Source organism: Actinomadura sp. 9N215 (assembly GCF_044326345.1).
Classification (GTDB): domain Bacteria; phylum Actinomycetota; class Actinomycetes; order Streptosporangiales; family Streptosporangiaceae; genus Spirillospora.
Map to the genome: position 1 here is coordinate 103,370 of NZ_JBIRBA010000022.1, position 16,814 is coordinate 120,183.

15 protein-coding genes are annotated in these 16,814 nt (G+C 69.6%); 7 read left to right on the forward strand and 8 right to left on the reverse strand.

The annotated features are described in order from the left end of the window. Positions 1-18: 18 nt before the first annotated feature. The 5 genes from ACH34T_RS31150 to ACH34T_RS31170 form a co-directional block, all read right to left on the reverse strand. Entirely contained in the window at positions 19-1,167 is a 1,149-nt protein-coding gene (locus ACH34T_RS31150) for a tetratricopeptide repeat protein (protein WP_396024510.1), read from the reverse strand. 504 nt (positions 1,168-1,671) lie between these two features. Continuing rightward, a complete protein-coding gene (locus tag ACH34T_RS31155; RefSeq protein ID WP_396024511.1) occupies positions 1,672-2,061 on the reverse strand; it encodes a hypothetical protein in 390 nt (129 codons plus the stop codon). 65 nt (positions 2,062-2,126) lie between these two features. After that, entirely contained in the window at positions 2,127-2,786 is a 660-nt protein-coding gene (locus tag ACH34T_RS31160) for a response regulator (protein WP_396024512.1), read from the reverse strand. Between the two features lie 16 nt (positions 2,787-2,802). After that, positions 2,803-3,939: a sensor histidine kinase gene (locus tag ACH34T_RS31165; RefSeq protein ID WP_396024513.1), complete on the reverse strand. Its 1,137-nt coding sequence runs from the start codon at positions 3,937-3,939 to the stop codon at positions 2,803-2,805. 159 nt (positions 3,940-4,098) lie between these two features. After that, entirely contained in the window at positions 4,099-6,189 is a 2,091-nt protein-coding gene (locus tag ACH34T_RS31170) for a type IIA DNA topoisomerase subunit B (protein WP_396024514.1), read from the reverse strand. Positions 6,190-6,338: 149 nt separating this feature from the next. Here ACH34T_RS31170 and ACH34T_RS31175 point away from each other — a divergent pair, with 149 nt between their 5' ends. From ACH34T_RS31175 to ACH34T_RS31185, 3 genes are all read left to right on the forward strand, one after another. Next, positions 6,339-6,701, forward strand: a complete 363-nt coding sequence (locus tag ACH34T_RS31175; RefSeq protein ID WP_396024515.1) for an ATP-binding cassette domain-containing protein — start codon at positions 6,339-6,341, stop codon at positions 6,699-6,701. 119 nt (positions 6,702-6,820) lie between these two features. After that, positions 6,821-7,054 (forward strand): hypothetical protein, encoded by a 234-nt coding sequence (locus ACH34T_RS31180; protein WP_396024516.1) that lies wholly within the window; start codon positions 6,821-6,823, stop codon positions 7,052-7,054. Positions 7,055-7,238: 184 nt separating this feature from the next. Further along, positions 7,239-7,982 (forward strand): YaaA family protein, encoded by a 744-nt coding sequence (locus ACH34T_RS31185; RefSeq protein WP_396024517.1) that lies wholly within the window; start codon positions 7,239-7,241, stop codon positions 7,980-7,982. A gap of 55 nt (positions 7,983-8,037) precedes the next feature. On the opposite strand, the gene ACH34T_RS31190 is transcribed toward ACH34T_RS31185, so the two are convergent. The 3 genes from ACH34T_RS31190 to ACH34T_RS31200 form a co-directional block, all read right to left on the reverse strand. Further along, positions 8,038-9,726 carry an RNA polymerase sigma factor gene (locus ACH34T_RS31190; RefSeq protein WP_396024518.1) on the reverse strand — a complete coding sequence of 563 codons (1,689 nt, stop codon included), beginning with the start codon at positions 9,724-9,726 and terminating at the stop codon, positions 8,038-8,040. Positions 9,727-9,979: 253 nt separating this feature from the next. After that, a complete protein-coding gene (locus ACH34T_RS31195) occupies positions 9,980-12,154 on the reverse strand; it encodes a SpoIIE family protein phosphatase (RefSeq protein WP_396024519.1) in 2,175 nt (724 codons plus the stop codon). A gap of 376 nt (positions 12,155-12,530) precedes the next feature. Continuing rightward, positions 12,531-13,112, reverse strand: a complete 582-nt coding sequence (locus ACH34T_RS31200) for an HhH-GPD-type base excision DNA repair protein (protein WP_396024520.1) — start codon at positions 13,110-13,112, stop codon at positions 12,531-12,533. A gap of 93 nt (positions 13,113-13,205) precedes the next feature. Here ACH34T_RS31200 and ACH34T_RS31205 point away from each other — a divergent pair, with 93 nt between their 5' ends. The 4 genes from ACH34T_RS31205 to ACH34T_RS31220 all read left to right on the forward strand — a co-directional run bounded on the left by ACH34T_RS31205 (position 13,206) and on the right by ACH34T_RS31220 (position 16,772). After that, a complete protein-coding gene (locus tag ACH34T_RS31205; protein ID WP_396024521.1) occupies positions 13,206-13,910 on the forward strand; it encodes a molybdopterin-dependent oxidoreductase in 705 nt (234 codons plus the stop codon). A gap of 28 nt (positions 13,911-13,938) precedes the next feature. Further along, entirely contained in the window at positions 13,939-14,667 is a 729-nt protein-coding gene (locus ACH34T_RS31210) for a cytochrome b/b6 domain-containing protein (protein ID WP_396024522.1), read from the forward strand. Between the two features lie 140 nt (positions 14,668-14,807). Continuing rightward, complete coding sequence (locus ACH34T_RS31215; protein ID WP_396024523.1) at positions 14,808-15,053, forward strand: hypothetical protein; 246 nt, start codon at positions 14,808-14,810, stop codon at positions 15,051-15,053. A gap of 180 nt (positions 15,054-15,233) precedes the next feature. Further along, positions 15,234-16,772 (forward strand): hypothetical protein, encoded by a 1,539-nt coding sequence (locus tag ACH34T_RS31220; RefSeq protein WP_396024524.1) that lies wholly within the window; start codon positions 15,234-15,236, stop codon positions 16,770-16,772. Positions 16,773-16,814 lie beyond the last annotated feature (42 nt).

The following is a 16,814-nucleotide window of genomic DNA, read 5'->3' on the forward strand; positions in this document are numbered from 1 at the left end:
CGTCGCCCCGCCCGTTCGTCACCACGGTCCGAGATATCTGTTCTGCTGGAAATGAGCGATCTGATTGATCTTCCAGCCGGGCTGGAATCCCGACAGGTAGGTGATCGCGGCGACCGCTCCGACGCCGATCGCCCAGAGGATCAGAAGCACGAAGATGCCCAGGATGTCGCCGGAGGCGAGGACGCCGAGGGAGACGATCCCGGCCACGATGAGCCCGACGGTTCCGATGGCGATGAGGCAGCCGTTTCCCATGCAGCCGGGCGTGCGCCAGTGCCGCTCGGTGCACCAGTCGAGGCTCCGTTCGATGTCGGCGGCGACGGCCAGGAGGCCGGGATCCCGGGTGACCTCGCGCGCCCGGTCGACGTGCTCGCGCATGAAGTTCACCTCGGCGGGGCTGGTCACCGTGTAGCCGTCCGCCCACTGCGCCCTTGGGACCGCCTCGGCCGCGGTGAGCAGCGCGATCCCGAGCTGGTTGCCGAGCCATTCCGGATCGCGGCTGCGCGGGAGGAGGTCCTCCAGCAGCCGCAGGGCGTCGGCGTGCCGCCCGGCGTCCTGGACGATCCCCGCGATGCCGACGACGGCCTCCTCCAGCTCGGGATCCAGTTCCAGAGCGCGGCGGTAGGAAGCGAGCGCGGCGTCGGCCAGCTGCGTCCGCGCCTGGACGTCGCCGAGATCGAGGTGGCGGCTCGCGTCCCGCGGGTCGAGCTCGACCGCCCGGCCGGCCTCGAACAGCGCGTCGCGCAGGTTGCCCGTCTCGGCGTTCACCCAGGCCAGGATGCTCCACGTCTCGGGGTCGCCGGGATCGGCGTCGCGCGCCTGCCGCGCGGCGTACGACGCCGAGAAGTAGTCGCCGGCCACGATGTGGCGCCTGGCCTCGTCGAGCCAGCCGACGCCGGCCGGTTTCCCGGTGGCGGGCTCGCGGGACGTGGACGCGGACGCGGGTGCGAGCGCCAGCCCTCGGTCGTACTCGGCGCGGCGGTCCGCGTCTAGCAGGATCTTGCGCGCCTCGCCGAGCTGCTGAACCCGCCGCTCGGCCTCCTGCCGCCGGGACAGATCCGGGTGGTTGCTCCGCTTCGACCAGGTGCGCAGCTGGGTCCGGATCTGCTTTTCAAGATCCTTTACGGGGGCCGTTCGCTCCACTCCGAGGAGGGCGTAGTAATCGTCCATGATCGCGGATCCCCTCGCGAGTGGGTGACGCACGCAGGGAGGACGTCGATTGAGGAACCTAAGGGGAAATTGACCGTGCCTGCCACCAATGGTGACCGACGGGCCACGACGCGGCAACAGGTTATTCCGGCCGATCTACATAAGGACCGAGCACTTTCAGGACACGGAAACCCAATATCGGTCTGGCCGTTCTCACATAAGCACAGTTCCGTATGCCGTAATTTCGTTTGATCCCTTACCGGATCAGGCCGACCCGCTGTCGCCGCGGGCGGCAACGACATCGCCGACCGTCGGGACGACGGGCCCCGCCCGCTCCCCGCAGAGGTCCGCGTCCCCCCGGACAGCGCTCGGCCCGGCCGTGGCAGGCGATCGATGTCCCCGAGCCGGGCACGCCGTACACGCCGTACACGCCGGGCCTCGGTTGCGGAATCAAAGGGAGGCCCGGAAACGAGCCGGTGTAGTTACGTCGGCTGTAATCACGCCACGGAAATCACACCGGCCGAGTTACGCCGGAGTGGCTTCGCCCTCGCGCGGACGCGGCAACAGGGAGGCCCTCTCGCTTCCCGGGTGCAGGCCGCGTTCCGCGGACGCCGCCAATGCTTCGAGGAGGTCGGACGGCCCGCCGTCGGCGTTGTCGTAATGCCAGAAGCGGATGAGATTCTCGCCTTCCGCGCCCGGGTTGAAACGGCCCATGGCGAAGCACCCGGCAATGGCCATGCGGACGATGACGCGCGCGCTGTCGTCCAGTTGCATCACATAGGCCGCCGCGTCGATGAGACCGATCGCGGCGCGGGCGTTGCGGCCGTCGTCGCACGGGTCGGGACGGTTGATCCGCCATTGCGCGTACGGGCGCAGGTAGTCCGCGATCATGCAGGTTCTGAGCACGGTCTTCATGCTGCGCCCGCGCGGACCCGGTCACGCGGCCTTTGACCGAGATCTTGCCGCCCGGTGATCGACGATCAACCGGCGAGGCCGTGCTTGAAGGCGTAGGTGACGGCCTGCGCCCGGTCGCGCAGGCTGGCCTTGGCGAACAGGTTGTTGATGTGCGTCTTGACGGTCGCCTCGGAGATGAACAGCGCGCCCGCGATCTCGGCGTTGGAGCGCCCCTGCGCGATCAGGGCGAGCACCTCGGCCTCGCGGCGGGTGAGGCCGTCCGGCAGGCCGCCGCGGGCGGGACGGCGGGGCCGGTCGCCGGTGGCGACGGCGTCGACGAGGCGGCGCTGGACGGCCGGGTCGAGCTGCGCCGCTCCCCCGCGGACGGCGGCGACGGCCCGCGCGATCTCGTCCGCGCCGGCGTCCTTGGTGAGGTAGCCGCGGGCCCCGGCGCGCAGCGCCGCGAAGATCGACTCGTCGTCGGCGTAGGTCGTGAGGACGACGATCTCCACGTCGGGATGGGCCTGTTTGATCCGGCGGGTCGCCTCGACGCCGTCCATCCGCGGCATCCGCAGGTCCATCAGGACGACGTCCGGGCCTAGTTCCGCGACCATCGCCACGGCCTGCTCGCCGTCCCCGCAGGCCCCGGCCACCTCAAGGCCGGGCAGGAGTTCGAGCAGCAGCACCAGGCCTTCGCGCACGACGGTCTGGTCGTCGACGACCAGGATTCTCGTCTTCTCGCTCACCGCGCCCCGTCTCCCGTCACACCGGCACCTTGAGGGACACCTGGAATCCCTTGCCGTCCGGCCCCGTCACCAGCGTCCCATCGATCAGTTCGGCGCGCTCCCGCATCCCCACCAGGCCGTACCCGCCGCCGCCCATCTCCACGACGGGTTCGGTGGCGCCGGTGTCGGTCACTTCGAGTTCGACCCCGTCGTTCAGATAGCGCAGGACGACGTGTGCGCGCGCGCCGGGAGCGTGTTTGCGGACGTTCGTGAGCGCCTCCTGCGCGGTACGGACGACGGCGAGCCCCGCCTGCGGCGACAGTTCACGAGGTGCACCCGTCACCTGCACGTCGCAGGGACGGCCGGTGCTCGCGTAGAACTCCTCGGCCAGTTCGGCGATGGCGTCCTTAGGCTCCGGGATCTCCCCCCGAAGCGTGGCCAAGGCGCGCCTGGTCTCGTCCAGGCCCGAACGGGCGAGGTTCCGCGCGCGCTCTACCCGGTCCAGGGCCTGCACACGGTCGCCGTCCCGGGACAGCAGCAGCCTCGCCCCTTCCAGATGGACGATCTGCGCCGACAGCGAATGGGCGAGGATGTCGTGGATCTCCCGCGCGATGTGGGACCGTTCGGCGAGCACGGCGTTGGCGGCCTCCGCGCGGCGCGTCGCCTCCTGCGCGACGGTGCCCTGGCGGCTCGCCGCGGCGCCCAGGGTGACGCCCATGAAGGCGATCAGCAGCCCGAGGTCGGCGCCGTCGTCCCGGAAGAGCTCCCCGAGCACGCTCACCGCGAGGACCGTCATGCCGCTCGCGGCGATGCCCCAGAGCAGCGGCAGCCGGAAGAACAGCGCCCAGAGAGCGATCATGGCGACGACGAATCCGCCGCCGAAGTCGGGGTCGATCCCGTAGAACGCAACCGACACCGTCACGGCGCCGACGAGCAGGACAATCGACGCCGTCCGCCACCGCGACTCCTTCTTCCGGCCGACGCGCATGCCGCCGACCAGGAAGGCGATCATGACGACGTTCAGGACGGTGATGGCCAGGCCGAGCCCGTGCAGCGCCGGCGGGTCCTCGGAGTCCAACAGGGCGCGCACGTAGGCGACCACCGCCCAGCCCAGCAGGACGGTGACGATGACCGCCATCGCGTACCGCTCGATGAGCGACGTTCTGCATTTCACGCTACGAAGCTACGGGACCGGCGGCGATGCGCGGATCGGCGCCAGGCTGGACTCCCGCTCTCCACCGCCGGGTGGACGCGCCGACCGCCACAGAGCCAGCCCAGACGCCAAAAGCCAACCCAGACGCCGTAGGCCAACCCAGAAGCCGGTGGGGCAGGGTCAGACGTCGATGCGTTCGGCGTCGAGTTCGGAGGCGCCGGCGGTGATGAACGCGCGCCGCGGGGCGACGTCGCTGCCCATCAGCAGCTCGAAGATCTTGGACGCCTCGTCGGCGTCCTCGACGCGGATGCGGCGCAGCATGCGGTAGCGCGGGTCCATGGTGGTCTCCGCGAGCTGGTCGGCGTCCATCTCGCCGAGGCCCTTGTAGCGCTGGACGGGCTCCTTCCAGCGCTGGCCCTTGCGCTCGAACTCGACCAGCTTGCGGGTCAGCTCGCCGTCGCTGTAGCAGTAGACGTACTTGTCCTGCCCCTTCTTGGGCTTGACCAGCTCGATGCGGTGCAGCGGCGGGACGGCCGTGTAGACGCGCCCCTCCTCCAGCATCGGCCGCATGTAGCGGTACAGCAGCGTGAGCAGCAGGGTGCGGATGTGCGAGCCGTCGACGTCCGCGTCGGCCATCAGGATGATCCGGCCGTAGCGGGACGCGTCGATGTCGAAGGTGCGGCCCGAGCCGGCGCCGATGACCTGGATGATCGCGGCGCACTCGGCGTTCTTGAGCATGTCGGCGACGGACGCCTTCTGCACGTTGAGGATCTTGCCGCGGATCGGCAGCAGCGCCTGGAACTCGGAGTTGCGGGCGAGCTTGGCGGTGCCGAGCGCCGAGTCGCCCTCGACGATGAACAGCTCGCTGCGGTCGTCGGCGGTGCGGCAGTCGACGAGCTTGGCGGGCAGCGCGGAGTTCTCCAGGGCGTTCTTGCGGCGCTGGTTGTCGCGCTGGGTGCGGGCGGCGATGCGGGTCTTGGCGGCGCCGGCGATCTTCTCCAGGACGGCCCGCAGCGGCTGCTTCTGCCCGCGCGGCGGGTTCTCGAAGATCCCGCGCAGCTCCCGCAGGACGACCTGGGACACGATGCGGGTGGCGGCGGACGTGCCGAGGACCTCCTTGGTCTGGCCCTCGAACTGCGGCTCGGGCAGCCGGACGGTCACGACCGCGGTGAGGCCCTCCAGGACGTCCTCCTTCAGGACGTCCTCGTCGCCGTTCTTCAGCAGCTTGGTGGCCCGGAGCTGCTCGTTGAGCACCTTCAGCACGGCCCGGTCGAACCCGCGGACGTGCGTGCCGCCCTTCGGGGTGGCGATCACGTTGACGAACGACTTGGTGATCGTGTCGTAGCCGGTGCCCCAGCGCAGCGCGATGTCGACCTCGAGATCGCGTTCGACGTCGGTGGGCGTGAGGTGGCCCTGGTCGTCGAGGACGGGCACGGTCTCGGTGAAGTGGCCGCGGCCCTGGAGCCGCAGGACGTCGACGAGCGCGGCGTCCTTGGCCAGGTAGGCGCAGTACTCGCTGATGCCGCCGTCGAACCGGAACGTCTCGTCGACGATCTCCTCGCCGCGCTCGTCGCGGACGTCGATGGTGAGGCCGGGGATGAGGAACGCGGTCTGGCGCATCCGGTCGAGGACGAGGGACTGCTCGACCGTGGCGTCCTTCAGGAAGATCTGCAGGTCGGGCCAGAAGCGGGTACGGGTGCCCGTGACCTTCTTGGCGACCTTGCGGATCTGCCGCAGGCCGGACTTCTTCTTGAACCGGGCGTTCGGGCGCCCGTCGTCGGCGAACTCGCCCGGCAGGCCGCGCCTGAAGCTGATCGCGTGGGTGTGGCCGTCGCGGTCGACCTCGACGTCCAGCCGCGCGGACAGCGCGTTCACCACGGACGCGCCGACGCCGTGCAGGCCGCCGGACGCGGTGTAGGAGACCCCGCCGAACTTGCCGCCCGCGTGCAGCCGCGTCATGACCAGCTCGACGCCCGGAAGGCCCGTCTTCGGCTCCAGGTCGACCGGGATGCCGCGGCCGTTGTCGGCCACCTCGAAGGACCCGTCGGCGTGCAGCGTCACGCTGATGTGGGTGCAGTAGCCGGCGAGGGCCTCGTCGACGCAGTTGTCGACGATCTCCCACAGGCAGTGCGCGAGGCCCCGGCTGTCGGTCGACCCGACGTACATGCCGGGTCGCTTGCGCACGGCCTCCAGGCCCTCCAGCACCGAGAGGTGCCGGGCGGAGTAGCCGTGCTGGTCATCGGTGGTCGCTTCAGCGGTCGCGGCGGTCAACGTGCGTGCGCTCCTCGGGGGTGGGACGGTCGGCAGAAGAGTACCCCCGGTCGCCGACAATCCTCCGAAAGGCTCGCCGCCGCGGACGTTCCGGCACGTCTGCGCGGCGGACCCGGACGGTTCGCCAGGCTACCCGCAACGGCGGCGGGGTGACGTTCGGAGTCGCGGAGGGCGAGTTCTTCGGGATCCTCGGTCCGAACGGCGCCGGCAAGACGACGATCCCGGAAATCATCGAGGGGCTGCGGGAGGCGGACGAGGGAGACGTGTCGGTGCTCGGGCTGTCCCCGTTGGCGTTCCTGGGCGGTTCGTTCTTCCCGCTGGACGCCACACCGGGCTGGATGAGGGCCCTCTCATACGTCTTCCCGCTGCGGTACCTGAACGAAGGGATGCTCAACGTGATGGGCCGCGGCCTAGGCCCGACGTCCGCATTGCCGCAAATAGGCATCCTGCTCGGCGTCGCGGTCGTCGGCGGTCTGGTCGCCATGCGCCTGTTCCGCTGGGACTCCGTCTAATGTGATGTCGGTCACCTATTGGGCCATTCTGCTGTGGGCGTACGAAGAACCAGGTTGGGAACGTCAGCGTCGGGTTAGATGTTGTCCTAAGTACCGACCCCGAGCATGAGGAAGGTGCCGTGACTGGAGCCCTTGCCCCAACCAAGCCGTTGACCGTCGCCGACCGATGCGACCGCTGCGGCGCCCAGGCCTACGTCCGTGCAGTCCTTGTAGGCGGCGGCGACCTTCTGTTCTGCGCCCACCACGGGCGCAAGTACGCAGAGGCCCTCCGCTCCAACGGGGCCGACATTCAGGACGAGACTGACCGGCTCAACGAAACCACCCCGGCAACCGCTCAGGACGACGAGCGGTGATCCCCATATAGCAGGACCCTTGAACGGCGGCCACCGGAGACGGTGGCCGCCGTTCACATTCCGCCCCTTCGGCTCTCCACGGAGCCAATTGGACGCAGCTACGTTCTGTAATTGATTGATCGCATAACGTATCGAGAATTGCTGCCCGAGCTCCGGGTACCCCGTCACCGCTTTCGGGAGGATCGTGCACATCCTGCTGCCGCCGTCGGAGAAGAAGGCCAACGGCGGGGACGGTCCGCCCCTCGACCTGGGCTCACTGAGCTTCCCCGGCCTCAACGCGATGCGCGAACGCGTCCTGAAGGCCCTGACGCGGGCGAGCCGCCGCAGGAACGCGGCGGAGGTGCTCGCCCTCCCGGCGGGCCAGGTGGACGAGGCTTTGGCCCGCAACCTGGCACTGCGCGAAGCGCCGACGCTGCCCGCGGCACGGCTCTACACGGGCGTCCTGTACGACAACCTGAACCTCGCCGACCTGGACGCCGAGTCCGCCGCCGAGCAGATCATCGTCTTCTCGGGGCTGTGGGGCGCGCTGCGGCTCACGGACCGCGTCCCGCCGTACCGGCTGGCCATGGCGGTCTCGCTGCCCCCTGCGGGCCGTCTGGGGACGCTGTGGCGCCCGCCCATGCGCAAGGCCCTGCGGCTGGACGACGACCTGACCGTCGACATGCGCTCCGGGCCGTACGCGGCCGTGTGGAAGGCCCCCGCGCCGGCCGTGGCCGTCCGGGTGTTCCGCGAACAGGTCGTCGGCGGCGTCCCGAAGCGGACCGTGGTCAGCCACATGGCGAAGGCGACGCGCGGGCAGATCGCGCACGACCTGCTCAAGGCGGGCGCCGCGCCGCGCACTCCCGACGCGCTCCTGAAGGCCGTCGCCGAACTCGGCCACACCGCCGAACTCAACGGCACGAACCTCGACATCGTCCTCCCCGACTGACCACACGAAACAGGGCCCCCGGCAAGAGGAGCCCTGTATCCGTGTAGCAGAAGGTTCAGTCCAGGTAGTCGCGCAGGACCTGGGACCGGGACGGGTGACGCAGCTTCGACATCGTCTTGGACTCGATCTGGCGGATGCGTTCCCGGGTCACCCCGTACACCTTGCCGATCTCGTCCAGGGTCTTCGGCTGGCCGTCGGTGAGGCCGAACCGCATCGACACCACGCCCGCCTCGCGCTCGCTGAGCGTGTCCAGGACGGAGTGCAGCTGCTCCTGCAGAAGCGTGAAGCTGACCGCGTCCGCCGGGACGATGGCCTCGGAGTCCTCGATGAGGTCGCCGAACTCGCTGTCGCCGTCCTCGCCCAGCGGGGTGTGCAGCGAAATCGGCTCGCGACCGTACTTCTGGACCTCGACGACCTTCTCCGGGGTCATGTCCAGTTCCTTGGCGAGCTCCTCCGGGGTGGGCTCGCGACCCAGGTCCTGGAGCATCTGCCGCTGCACGCGCGCCAGCTTGTTGATGACCTCGACCATGTGCACCGGGATGCGGATGGTGCGGGCCTGGTCGGCCATCGCGCGGGTGATCGCCTGCCGGATCCACCAGGTGGCGTACGTGGAGAACTTGTAGCCCTTGGTGTAGTCGAACTTCTCGACCGCGCGGATCAGGCCGAGGTTGCCCTCCTGGATCAGGTCCAGGAACAGCATGCCGCGTCCGGTGTAGCGCTTGGCCAGCGACACCACCAGCCGGAGGTTGGCCTCCAGGAGGTGGTTCTTGGCGCGGCGTCCGTCCTCGGCGATCCACTCGAAGTCTTCGAGGTCCTCCACGGACATGGCCGCGGCGGCGACGGCGAGGCGCTCCTCGGCGAAGAGCCCGGCCTCGATGCGCTTGGCGAGCTCCACCTCCTGCTCGGCGTTGAGCAGCGGGACCTTGCCGATCTGCTTGAGGTAGTCCTTGACGGGGTCGGCGGTGGCGCCGGCGGCCGCGATCTGCTGGGCGGGCGCGTCCTCGTCGTCGTCGCCGAGGGTGAAGCCCTCCTCCTCGGCCGGCGTGCCCTCGGCGGGCTTGCCGGGGGCGGGCTGCGCCTTCGCCGCGGGCACGGCGACGGGCTCGTCCTCCTCGACCTCGGGCGCCTCCGCCTCCACGGGCTCGGCGGCCGCGTCGTCCTCGACGAGTTCGACGTCGAGGTCGGCGAGGTCGGCTTCGAGGTCGACCTCCACCTCGTCGTCGACGTCCGGGTCGTCGGACGCCTTCTTGTCGGTCTTGGCCGGGGCCGCCTTAGCGGCCTGCACGGCGCCCTTCTTCGCGGGCGCGCCCTTCTTGGACTTGGGGCCCTTCGCGGACGCGGCCTTCTTCGGCGTGGGCTTGACGGCCGCAGGACGCGGCTCGGCCGCGATCTCCTCGGAGGCCGCCTGGGATGCCGCGTCGTCGCCGACGACCGCGGTCACCGTGTCGGGCTGCTCCTTGGCCGCCGCGGCGGTCTTGGGCCTGCGCACCGGCTGCGCCGCGCGCTTGCGCGAACGCTTGGGCGCCGCGGAGTCGGCAGCGCTCACCATGACGGTCACACCCTCCTTGCTGAGGCTCCGCAGAATGCTGGAGGCCGCGGACACGGGGATGTCGGCCTCCTCGAACGTACGTCGTACGTCGTCGGCTTCGAGGCGATTGCCCTGGGACCGTCCACGCTCGATCAGTTGCGCGATGACGTGATCGTGCAGATCTGACGCTTTCGAGGTCGAGCTAGCAGGCGACACAAATACCTCTCGAACGAACGTGTGGCTTGGCTGACCCAAGTGCCCTGACGGGCCCGGCCTCACACTGGGTGGGACCGCACACGGAGCGGACTCCCGGTGCGGGACCGCAGCGTACCCGCTCTCATTGGGTCAAGCATTCTGGCACTGCTGCGCATTCCGCCTGTGAAGTCCTACCCGGTAACTCTCCACCTTAGAGGGCGCGGGACGGTCCTTCGAACGTGCTCCGCCGTCTTCGCGTCGTCTTCGGCGCGCTTCAGGCGGGCTTGGGCGGGACGTGCAGGGCTAGCACGGTCACATCGTCTACCTGCTCATACCCGGCAAGCATCCGATCGACCAGGAAGTCGACGAGTCTCTCGGGATCTCCTACCACTTCAGGTGGGGCGTCCGCCGCCACGGCGACCAGCTCGTCCAGCCCGGCGTCCACCCCACGCCTACGGTTCTCCACAAGTCCATCGGAATAGAACACCACAGTGTTGCCGGTCTCGATGGAAAAACTTGTCTGCTGTCGCTGGCTCGGCCAGCCGAGGGGCGTTCCCGGCTCCTGCGTGCTGACGCGGGCGGGCGTGTCGGGGGAGATCAGGAGGGGTGGCGGATGGCCCGCGTTGCTGAATTCGCCGTGCCCGGTCTCGGGGTCGATGACCGCGTACGCGACGGTGGTGAACTGCTCCTCGTCCTCGGTGGCGCTGAACAGCCGGTCCAGCCCGGCCAGGACCGCCGCCGGACGCGGGTCGTTCAGCGCGAGGGCGCGCAGGGCGTTGCGGACGCGGCCCATCCCAGCCGCGGCCAGGACGCCCTTGCCCATGACGTCGCCGACGGCCATGGCGAGCCGATGGTCAGGGAGCCGGAACACGTCGTACCAGTCGCCGCCGACCTGGACGTGGCGTGTCGCAGGGTTGTAGCGGGCGGCCAAGACCATGCTCGGCAGTTGCGGAAGGTCGCTGGGCAGGAGGCTGCGCTGGAGCTCCTCGGCCGTCCGGTGCTCGCGCTCGAACAGCAGCGCTCGCTCGACGGCCAGGGCGCACTGGCCCGCCAGGGCCTCCAGGAAGACCCGTTCCTCCTCGGTGATCTCCCTAGGCCGGGTGAACGAAAAACGCAGTGCGCCGATCGGCGCGCCAGCGGCCAGCAGTGGAAGACCCACCCAGGCACGTTCTTCGGTGTGCTGGGCGAACAGATCCTTCTCGCCGTGGCCGAGCTGCAAGCGCAGGCTGTCGGGATGCTCGGCCAGGAACGGGCGGCTCTCGCGCACCGCCACCGACATCACGGTCTGGTCACTGACCTTGATGTCGTCGCGGGACACTGGACCGCTCTCACCGTCTGCGCCCGGCTGCGAAGGGGCCACGATGCTGAGCCGCAGCTTGTCGTCGTCAAGCAGCGCCACCGCAGAGTAGTCGGCGCCGATGGCCGATCGTCCCACCTCGGTGATGACCTGGACGACCTGGGACACGGTCAGCGCCTCGGCCAGCATCGAGGTGGCCTGCTGGAGGCGCGCCGTGCGCAGCGCCGCCGCCGACAGCTGCTCGGTCAGCCGCCCGCGCATCTCTTCGGCCTCGCGCTGCCCGGTGACGTCGGTGTTGGCGCCGACCCACTCGATGACCGCGTCGCCCTGCCAGATGGGCACGGCCCGTACGTCGAAGTGCCGGTAGGTGCCGCTCTTGGTGCGGACCCGGTAGTTGGTCTCGAAGACCCGGTTCTCCTCGACGCACTCGCGCCAGGCGGCCTCGATGCGGGGACGGTCCTCGGGGTGGACCACCGACAGCCAGCCGCCGACCGCGTAGTCGTCCGGCGCCTGGCCGGTGATCGAGCGCCACTCGGGGGCGTCGTCGATCACGCCGCCGTCCGGGGCGGCGACCCACACCACCTGGGCGCTGGCCTCCACGAGCGAGCGGTAGCGCTGCTCCTTGCGGCGGATGACCTCCTCGGCCCTGCGCCGCTCGGTCACGTCCAGGGCGGTCAGGACGACGCCCAAGTGCTTGCCGTCGGCGCCCTTGGCCGGCAGCCACGAGCAGGCCAGGATGCGCTCCTCGACCGCCGTCGCCACCATCGCCGCGTCCCCGGGCGCCACCGGCGCGGCGGCCACGTCGGCCTGCTCGGCGGGCTCGGACGGCTCACCCGCCGGGACGACCAGATCGAGGTCGCTCAGCGGACGGTTCTCGTCGATCACCTTGCGCAAGGCCGTCTCGACCGCCGTCGCGAGCCCCTCGGGCAGAACCTCGGCCGGCCTGCGCTGCTGCAGCTCCCGCACAGGCACGCGCAGAAGCGCGGCGAGCGCGTCGTTGGCCCTGCGGCAGCGCAGGTCGCGGTCGAAGAAGGCGAGCCCGGCGGGTGCCTCGGTCAGCAAGGTCGCGTACAACGCGGCGTCGGACGCATCCATGGGCTGCCCCTCCACCCCTGAGACGCGGGGATGCGGGACGGACGTCTCGGTGCTCATGGACAACACCTCCGCCCCAGAGGGTCCCGTACCGCGCGGCAAGTTTTCATCACTATGAGTGAATGGGAGCAGGCTAGCGCTCCCGCCTCCATCACAACACCGTCGGAGTCAGGTATTCATCATCCCGATGGTTCGCCGCGTACGGAAGCCCTGATGAACATCCTTGTTCCCTTCGGCCCCCGGCGAACACGTCGGATTCGGACACCGTCGCGGAGGACACGGGAGGCGGTCCGCCAGGACGGCGAGTAGGTGATATTACGGCGCTCAGGGGTCACAGGGCGTCAACTCGGCTCCTTCGGAGTGTTAGTTGTGTTGCTGCGCTGGCCCAGGGGGACGACCCCCTGGAACCCCGTGGTGCCAGCTGGGGTTCGGTGGGCTACTTGGCCGCTTTGGCCGCGGCTTTTTGTTCCTGTTTGAAGGCGCGGACCTGGGCGAGCGACTCGGGGCCGGTGATGTCGGCGACGGACCGATGGGAACCCTCCTCGCCGTAGGCGCCGGCGGCCTCGCGCCAGCCCTCAGGCCGGATTCCGTACTGCTTACCTAGCAGCGCCAGGAAGATCTGTGCCTTCTGCTTGCCGAAACCAGGGAGGCCGTTGAGCCGCTTGAACAGCTCCTTGCCGCTGTCGACGCCCTTCCAGATCTTCTCCGCGTCCCCGTCGTAGTTGTCCACCACGAACTGGCACAGCTGCTGGACGCGCTTGGCCATGGAACCGGGGTACCGGTGGACGGCGGGCTTCTCCGACAGCAGCGCCGCGAAGCGCTCGGGGTCGTACGCGGCGATCTCGTGCGCGTCCAGGTCGTCGGTGCCGAGCCGCTGGACGATGGTGTAGGGGCCGGTGAAGGCCCATTCCATCGGGATCTGCTGGTCGAGGAGCATGCCCACCAGCGCGGCCAGCGGGCTGCGTCCGAGCAGTTCGTCGGCTTCCGGACGCTGTGCAAGGTGAACCTTCGTGGCCATGAGGTCAGCTTAGAGCCGGTTCAGATCTGTCCGAAGTCTTACGGGAATGCCCGGGACCTGGCGCGACGCGTGCCCTGGTGTTCGAATAAGACAGTGAGCGAGGACGAACGGGCGGAAGGCAGTCCCGTCGGTAGGCGGGTGGTGCTCGGGATGCTCGGCCTCGGCGCGGCGGGGGTCGCCGTGGGGGCATCAGTACAGGACAAGGTGAGCCGTACTCTCGCGCCGGTGGGGCCGATCGGGGACATCCTTCCGGCGGCGGGAGGGTTCCGGTACTACTCCGTCACCGGGAGCGTGAAGCGGCACAGCGCGGCCACCCACCGCGTGACCGTCGGCGGTCTCGTCGACAAGCCTCAGGCGTTCGGGCTGGCCGACCTGGCGCGGTTGCCCCAAACCGTGCTCGACCGGGATTTCCAGTGCGTGACGGGTTGGCGAGTACCGGATGTGCGCTGGGTGGGTGTGGCGCTCCCCGATCTCTTGGACGCGGTAGGAGTGTCCCGGAAGGCCCGTGCCGTTCGGTTCACGTCGTTCGACGGTGTCTACACAGAGTCGCTGACGCTGCAGCAGGCGCGGCGGCGGGACGTGCTTGTGGCGACCCAGATGGACGGCAAGCCGGTTACGCACGATCACGGTGGACCGACGCGGCTCTACGTGGCGCCCATGTACGGCTACAAGTCGTTGAAGTGGCTCGGCGGCATCGAACTGACCGACAAGGTCATTCCCGGTTACTGGGAGAACCTCGGCTACGACGTGGACGCCTGGGTGGGACGGTCGAACGGCCGGAACGATGCGCCGACGTGACATGGGCTCGTCCGAACGGACGTGGTTGATGCGGTTCACCGTGGCGGAAAGGTCGATCCACCACGTGACCGCGTTGCTGATGCTGATCTGCTTGGCGACCGCTGCGTGCCTGTATCTGCCGGTGTTGTCGACGCTGGTGGGGTATCGGGAGACGCTGAAGACCGTCCATGTGTGGTGCGGGTTCGCGCTGCCTTTGCCGATCGTGCTCGGGCTGGTCTCGCGGGCCTTCAGGGCCGACGTGAGGCGGTTGAACAGATTCGCTCCGCACGACTGGGAGTGGCTGAAGCGCCGCGACCGCAGGGCCGTGCAGGGCGGGCGCGGGGTCCTTCCCGTTGGGAAGTTCAACGCGGGGCAGAAGCTGAACGCCGCGTTCACTGCGGGCGCGATCCTGCTGATGCTCGGCACCGGCGAGATCATGACGTTCCCCGACCCTTGGGGAGACCGTTGGCGGACGGGCGCGACGTTCGTCCACGATTGGCTTTTCCTTGTCGTCGTGGTGGTGACGGTGGGGCACCTGTGGGAGGCGTTCCGGGACCGGGGCGCGCTCAATGCGATGCTGACCGGGCGTGTGGAGCTTGATTGGGCGGCGCGGCACCACGCAGGCTGGGCGGACGCCTGGCAGAGGTCGCGGGACGCCGTCCGGAGATCATCCAGTGGCGGGCCGAATTCCCAGGTCAGAGCGGCGGACACCGATCCGGACGAGGCCTCCGCCAAGGACGGCACAGAATTTGCCCAACGACGTCCTGATATCTATTGACTCTCTCCGCAGAAGCGCTGGAATGGGACATCGAGGCGCTGTTCGCGCGGAAACGTCTGGCCTCGGGCGCTCCGTGTGTGCTCCGTCTCGGCCGGCGACGTCCCCGTCCGCCGGTACCCCGTGCGCGGAGGTGTGCGCTGATGCCTGCACTGGCCGGTCACCGGAGCGAGACCCGCGACGCGCTCGCACGTCGGCTCTGCGACGAGTTCGCGTCCTTCCACTCGGACACGGTGCTCCGGTGCGTGGCCGACGTCCAGGCGCGCATGGCGCACCTGGGTCTGGAGGTCACGCCCGCCAGGGTCGAGCGGATGGCCCGTGAGCATCTCACCGGCATCCTCAAGTCGGAGCCGCCGTCCGGACGCGCTCCGGCCGGACTGGACGGCTGAGCGGATTCTTCGCATGCCCCGGAGTCGTCGCCGTCCCGTGTTCGGACGTGTCCTGGGCACTGCCCGCGGCTGATCTGAGAGGCTAGAAGGGTGAGTCCCCGCCGCCACCACCGTTCCTCCGGGGAACCGGCCCGGGACGGAACGACACCCCCCGACGAGGTCACGTCGATATTCGACGGCATGCTGCAGCACGCCCGCGAACTCCTGGCCGTGCGCAGCCCCTTGGACGCAGAGCTCATCGTCAGCGAAATCCTGGGGTCGTGGTGGGGGCACCGGGTGCCGGACGGCGACGTCGAGGAAATCATCGGCGAGGCACTGGTCGACTACGCCGGAACGGCGGGGACCCCGGCCGCGCTGGCGCTGCTCATCGGAATGGCCTACATGGGCACTCCGCGGCAGGCCGCCAAGGCCGAGCGCGCCGCATTGGAACTGATGGGCAACGGCGTCGCCAGACCAGGCTGGGCCGACCGCGTGGGGATGGTCGCTCCCGAGGAGTGCTTCGTGTCCAGGGACGTCTACGGCGACCAGGATTCCGTCGTCTGCACCTACACCTACGGAGGGGCCGAACGGCACGCCCTGGTCATCCTGGTCGATCGCAACAAGGCCGGGGCCGTCCAGCCTGCCGGCGACCGGTTCGCCCCGGCCGCGCGTGCCGGACGGCCGCCGATGCCCGGGATGGTCAGGGACGCCTGGGTCTCCTCCCAGGTCGACAAGCTCCTGGACCACTGCCGCCGGGAGGGTCGCGACAACCCGCTGATGCGGTTCGAGCCCCTCGACTCGCGGGACGCCAAGGCGCTGCTGCACAGCGCGTTGGACCTCACCGACGACACCGACGATCCGCCGGTGAACGAGAACTTCGGGTCCTACCACGCCTTCGTCCGCGCGCGTGTGGACATCCTGCCGCCTGGCGGGCGCCTCCCCCAGCCGCCGGTGTACGGACGCGACCGGCGAGCGACGATCGCCGCGAGGTTCCTTGCCTCGGACGAGGCCGAGGGCCTGTCCGACCGCTCGGCGGCCAGCCGGTGCGTCGACCGGATCATCGACTACGGCTGCACCCACGACTACGGGCGGCCCTTGCGGGTCAGCCCCATCAAGTGCGAGATGTTCCTGCTCGACTGGCTACCTCGGAAGGTCCTGCTCTCCCCGACCGAGCAGGAGGCCGTACCCCACGTGCTGGCCGCGTGGGTGCGATGGGCAGGCAAGCGCACAGGGCTGCCCGAGGAGGGCATCAGGGCGACGCTCGACGCCCTCTGGGACGCCACCGCGAAATTCGCCGAGGCCTACCGCGACCCGTCCGCGTTCGGTCTCGACCGCGAACTCGTCGACCGGCTGCTGCCCGACGGCGACCTTGAGGCGCTGCCGCGGAGGGCGTTCGCCCTGCCGTTCCTGTCCGGCACTCACAGGCGGTCCGGGCGGCACGGCTTCATCGACCTGTCCACCCTGGACCCGGCCGACCCGGACGACCGCCGCGTCATCCTGGAGTTCGAGCACCCCGGCGCCGACGAGGAGCACCTGGACGCGCACGAACGCCTCGCGGAACGCCTGTGGGACGGTGAGCCCCCGCAATTGTGGGATACCGCACAATCACTGCTCGACGTCGGCTACGAACGCCACGAGATCCTGCACAAACTCATCGACGTCCTGGACCGCTGCGGGGACGACGCGGAGGCGCTCCGCGAGGCCCTGCACGTGCTGCGTCACGAACCCCCGCCGGAGTGAACTCCCGGTTTGCACGCGGCGTCCCCGGCGGTAATCATCGGA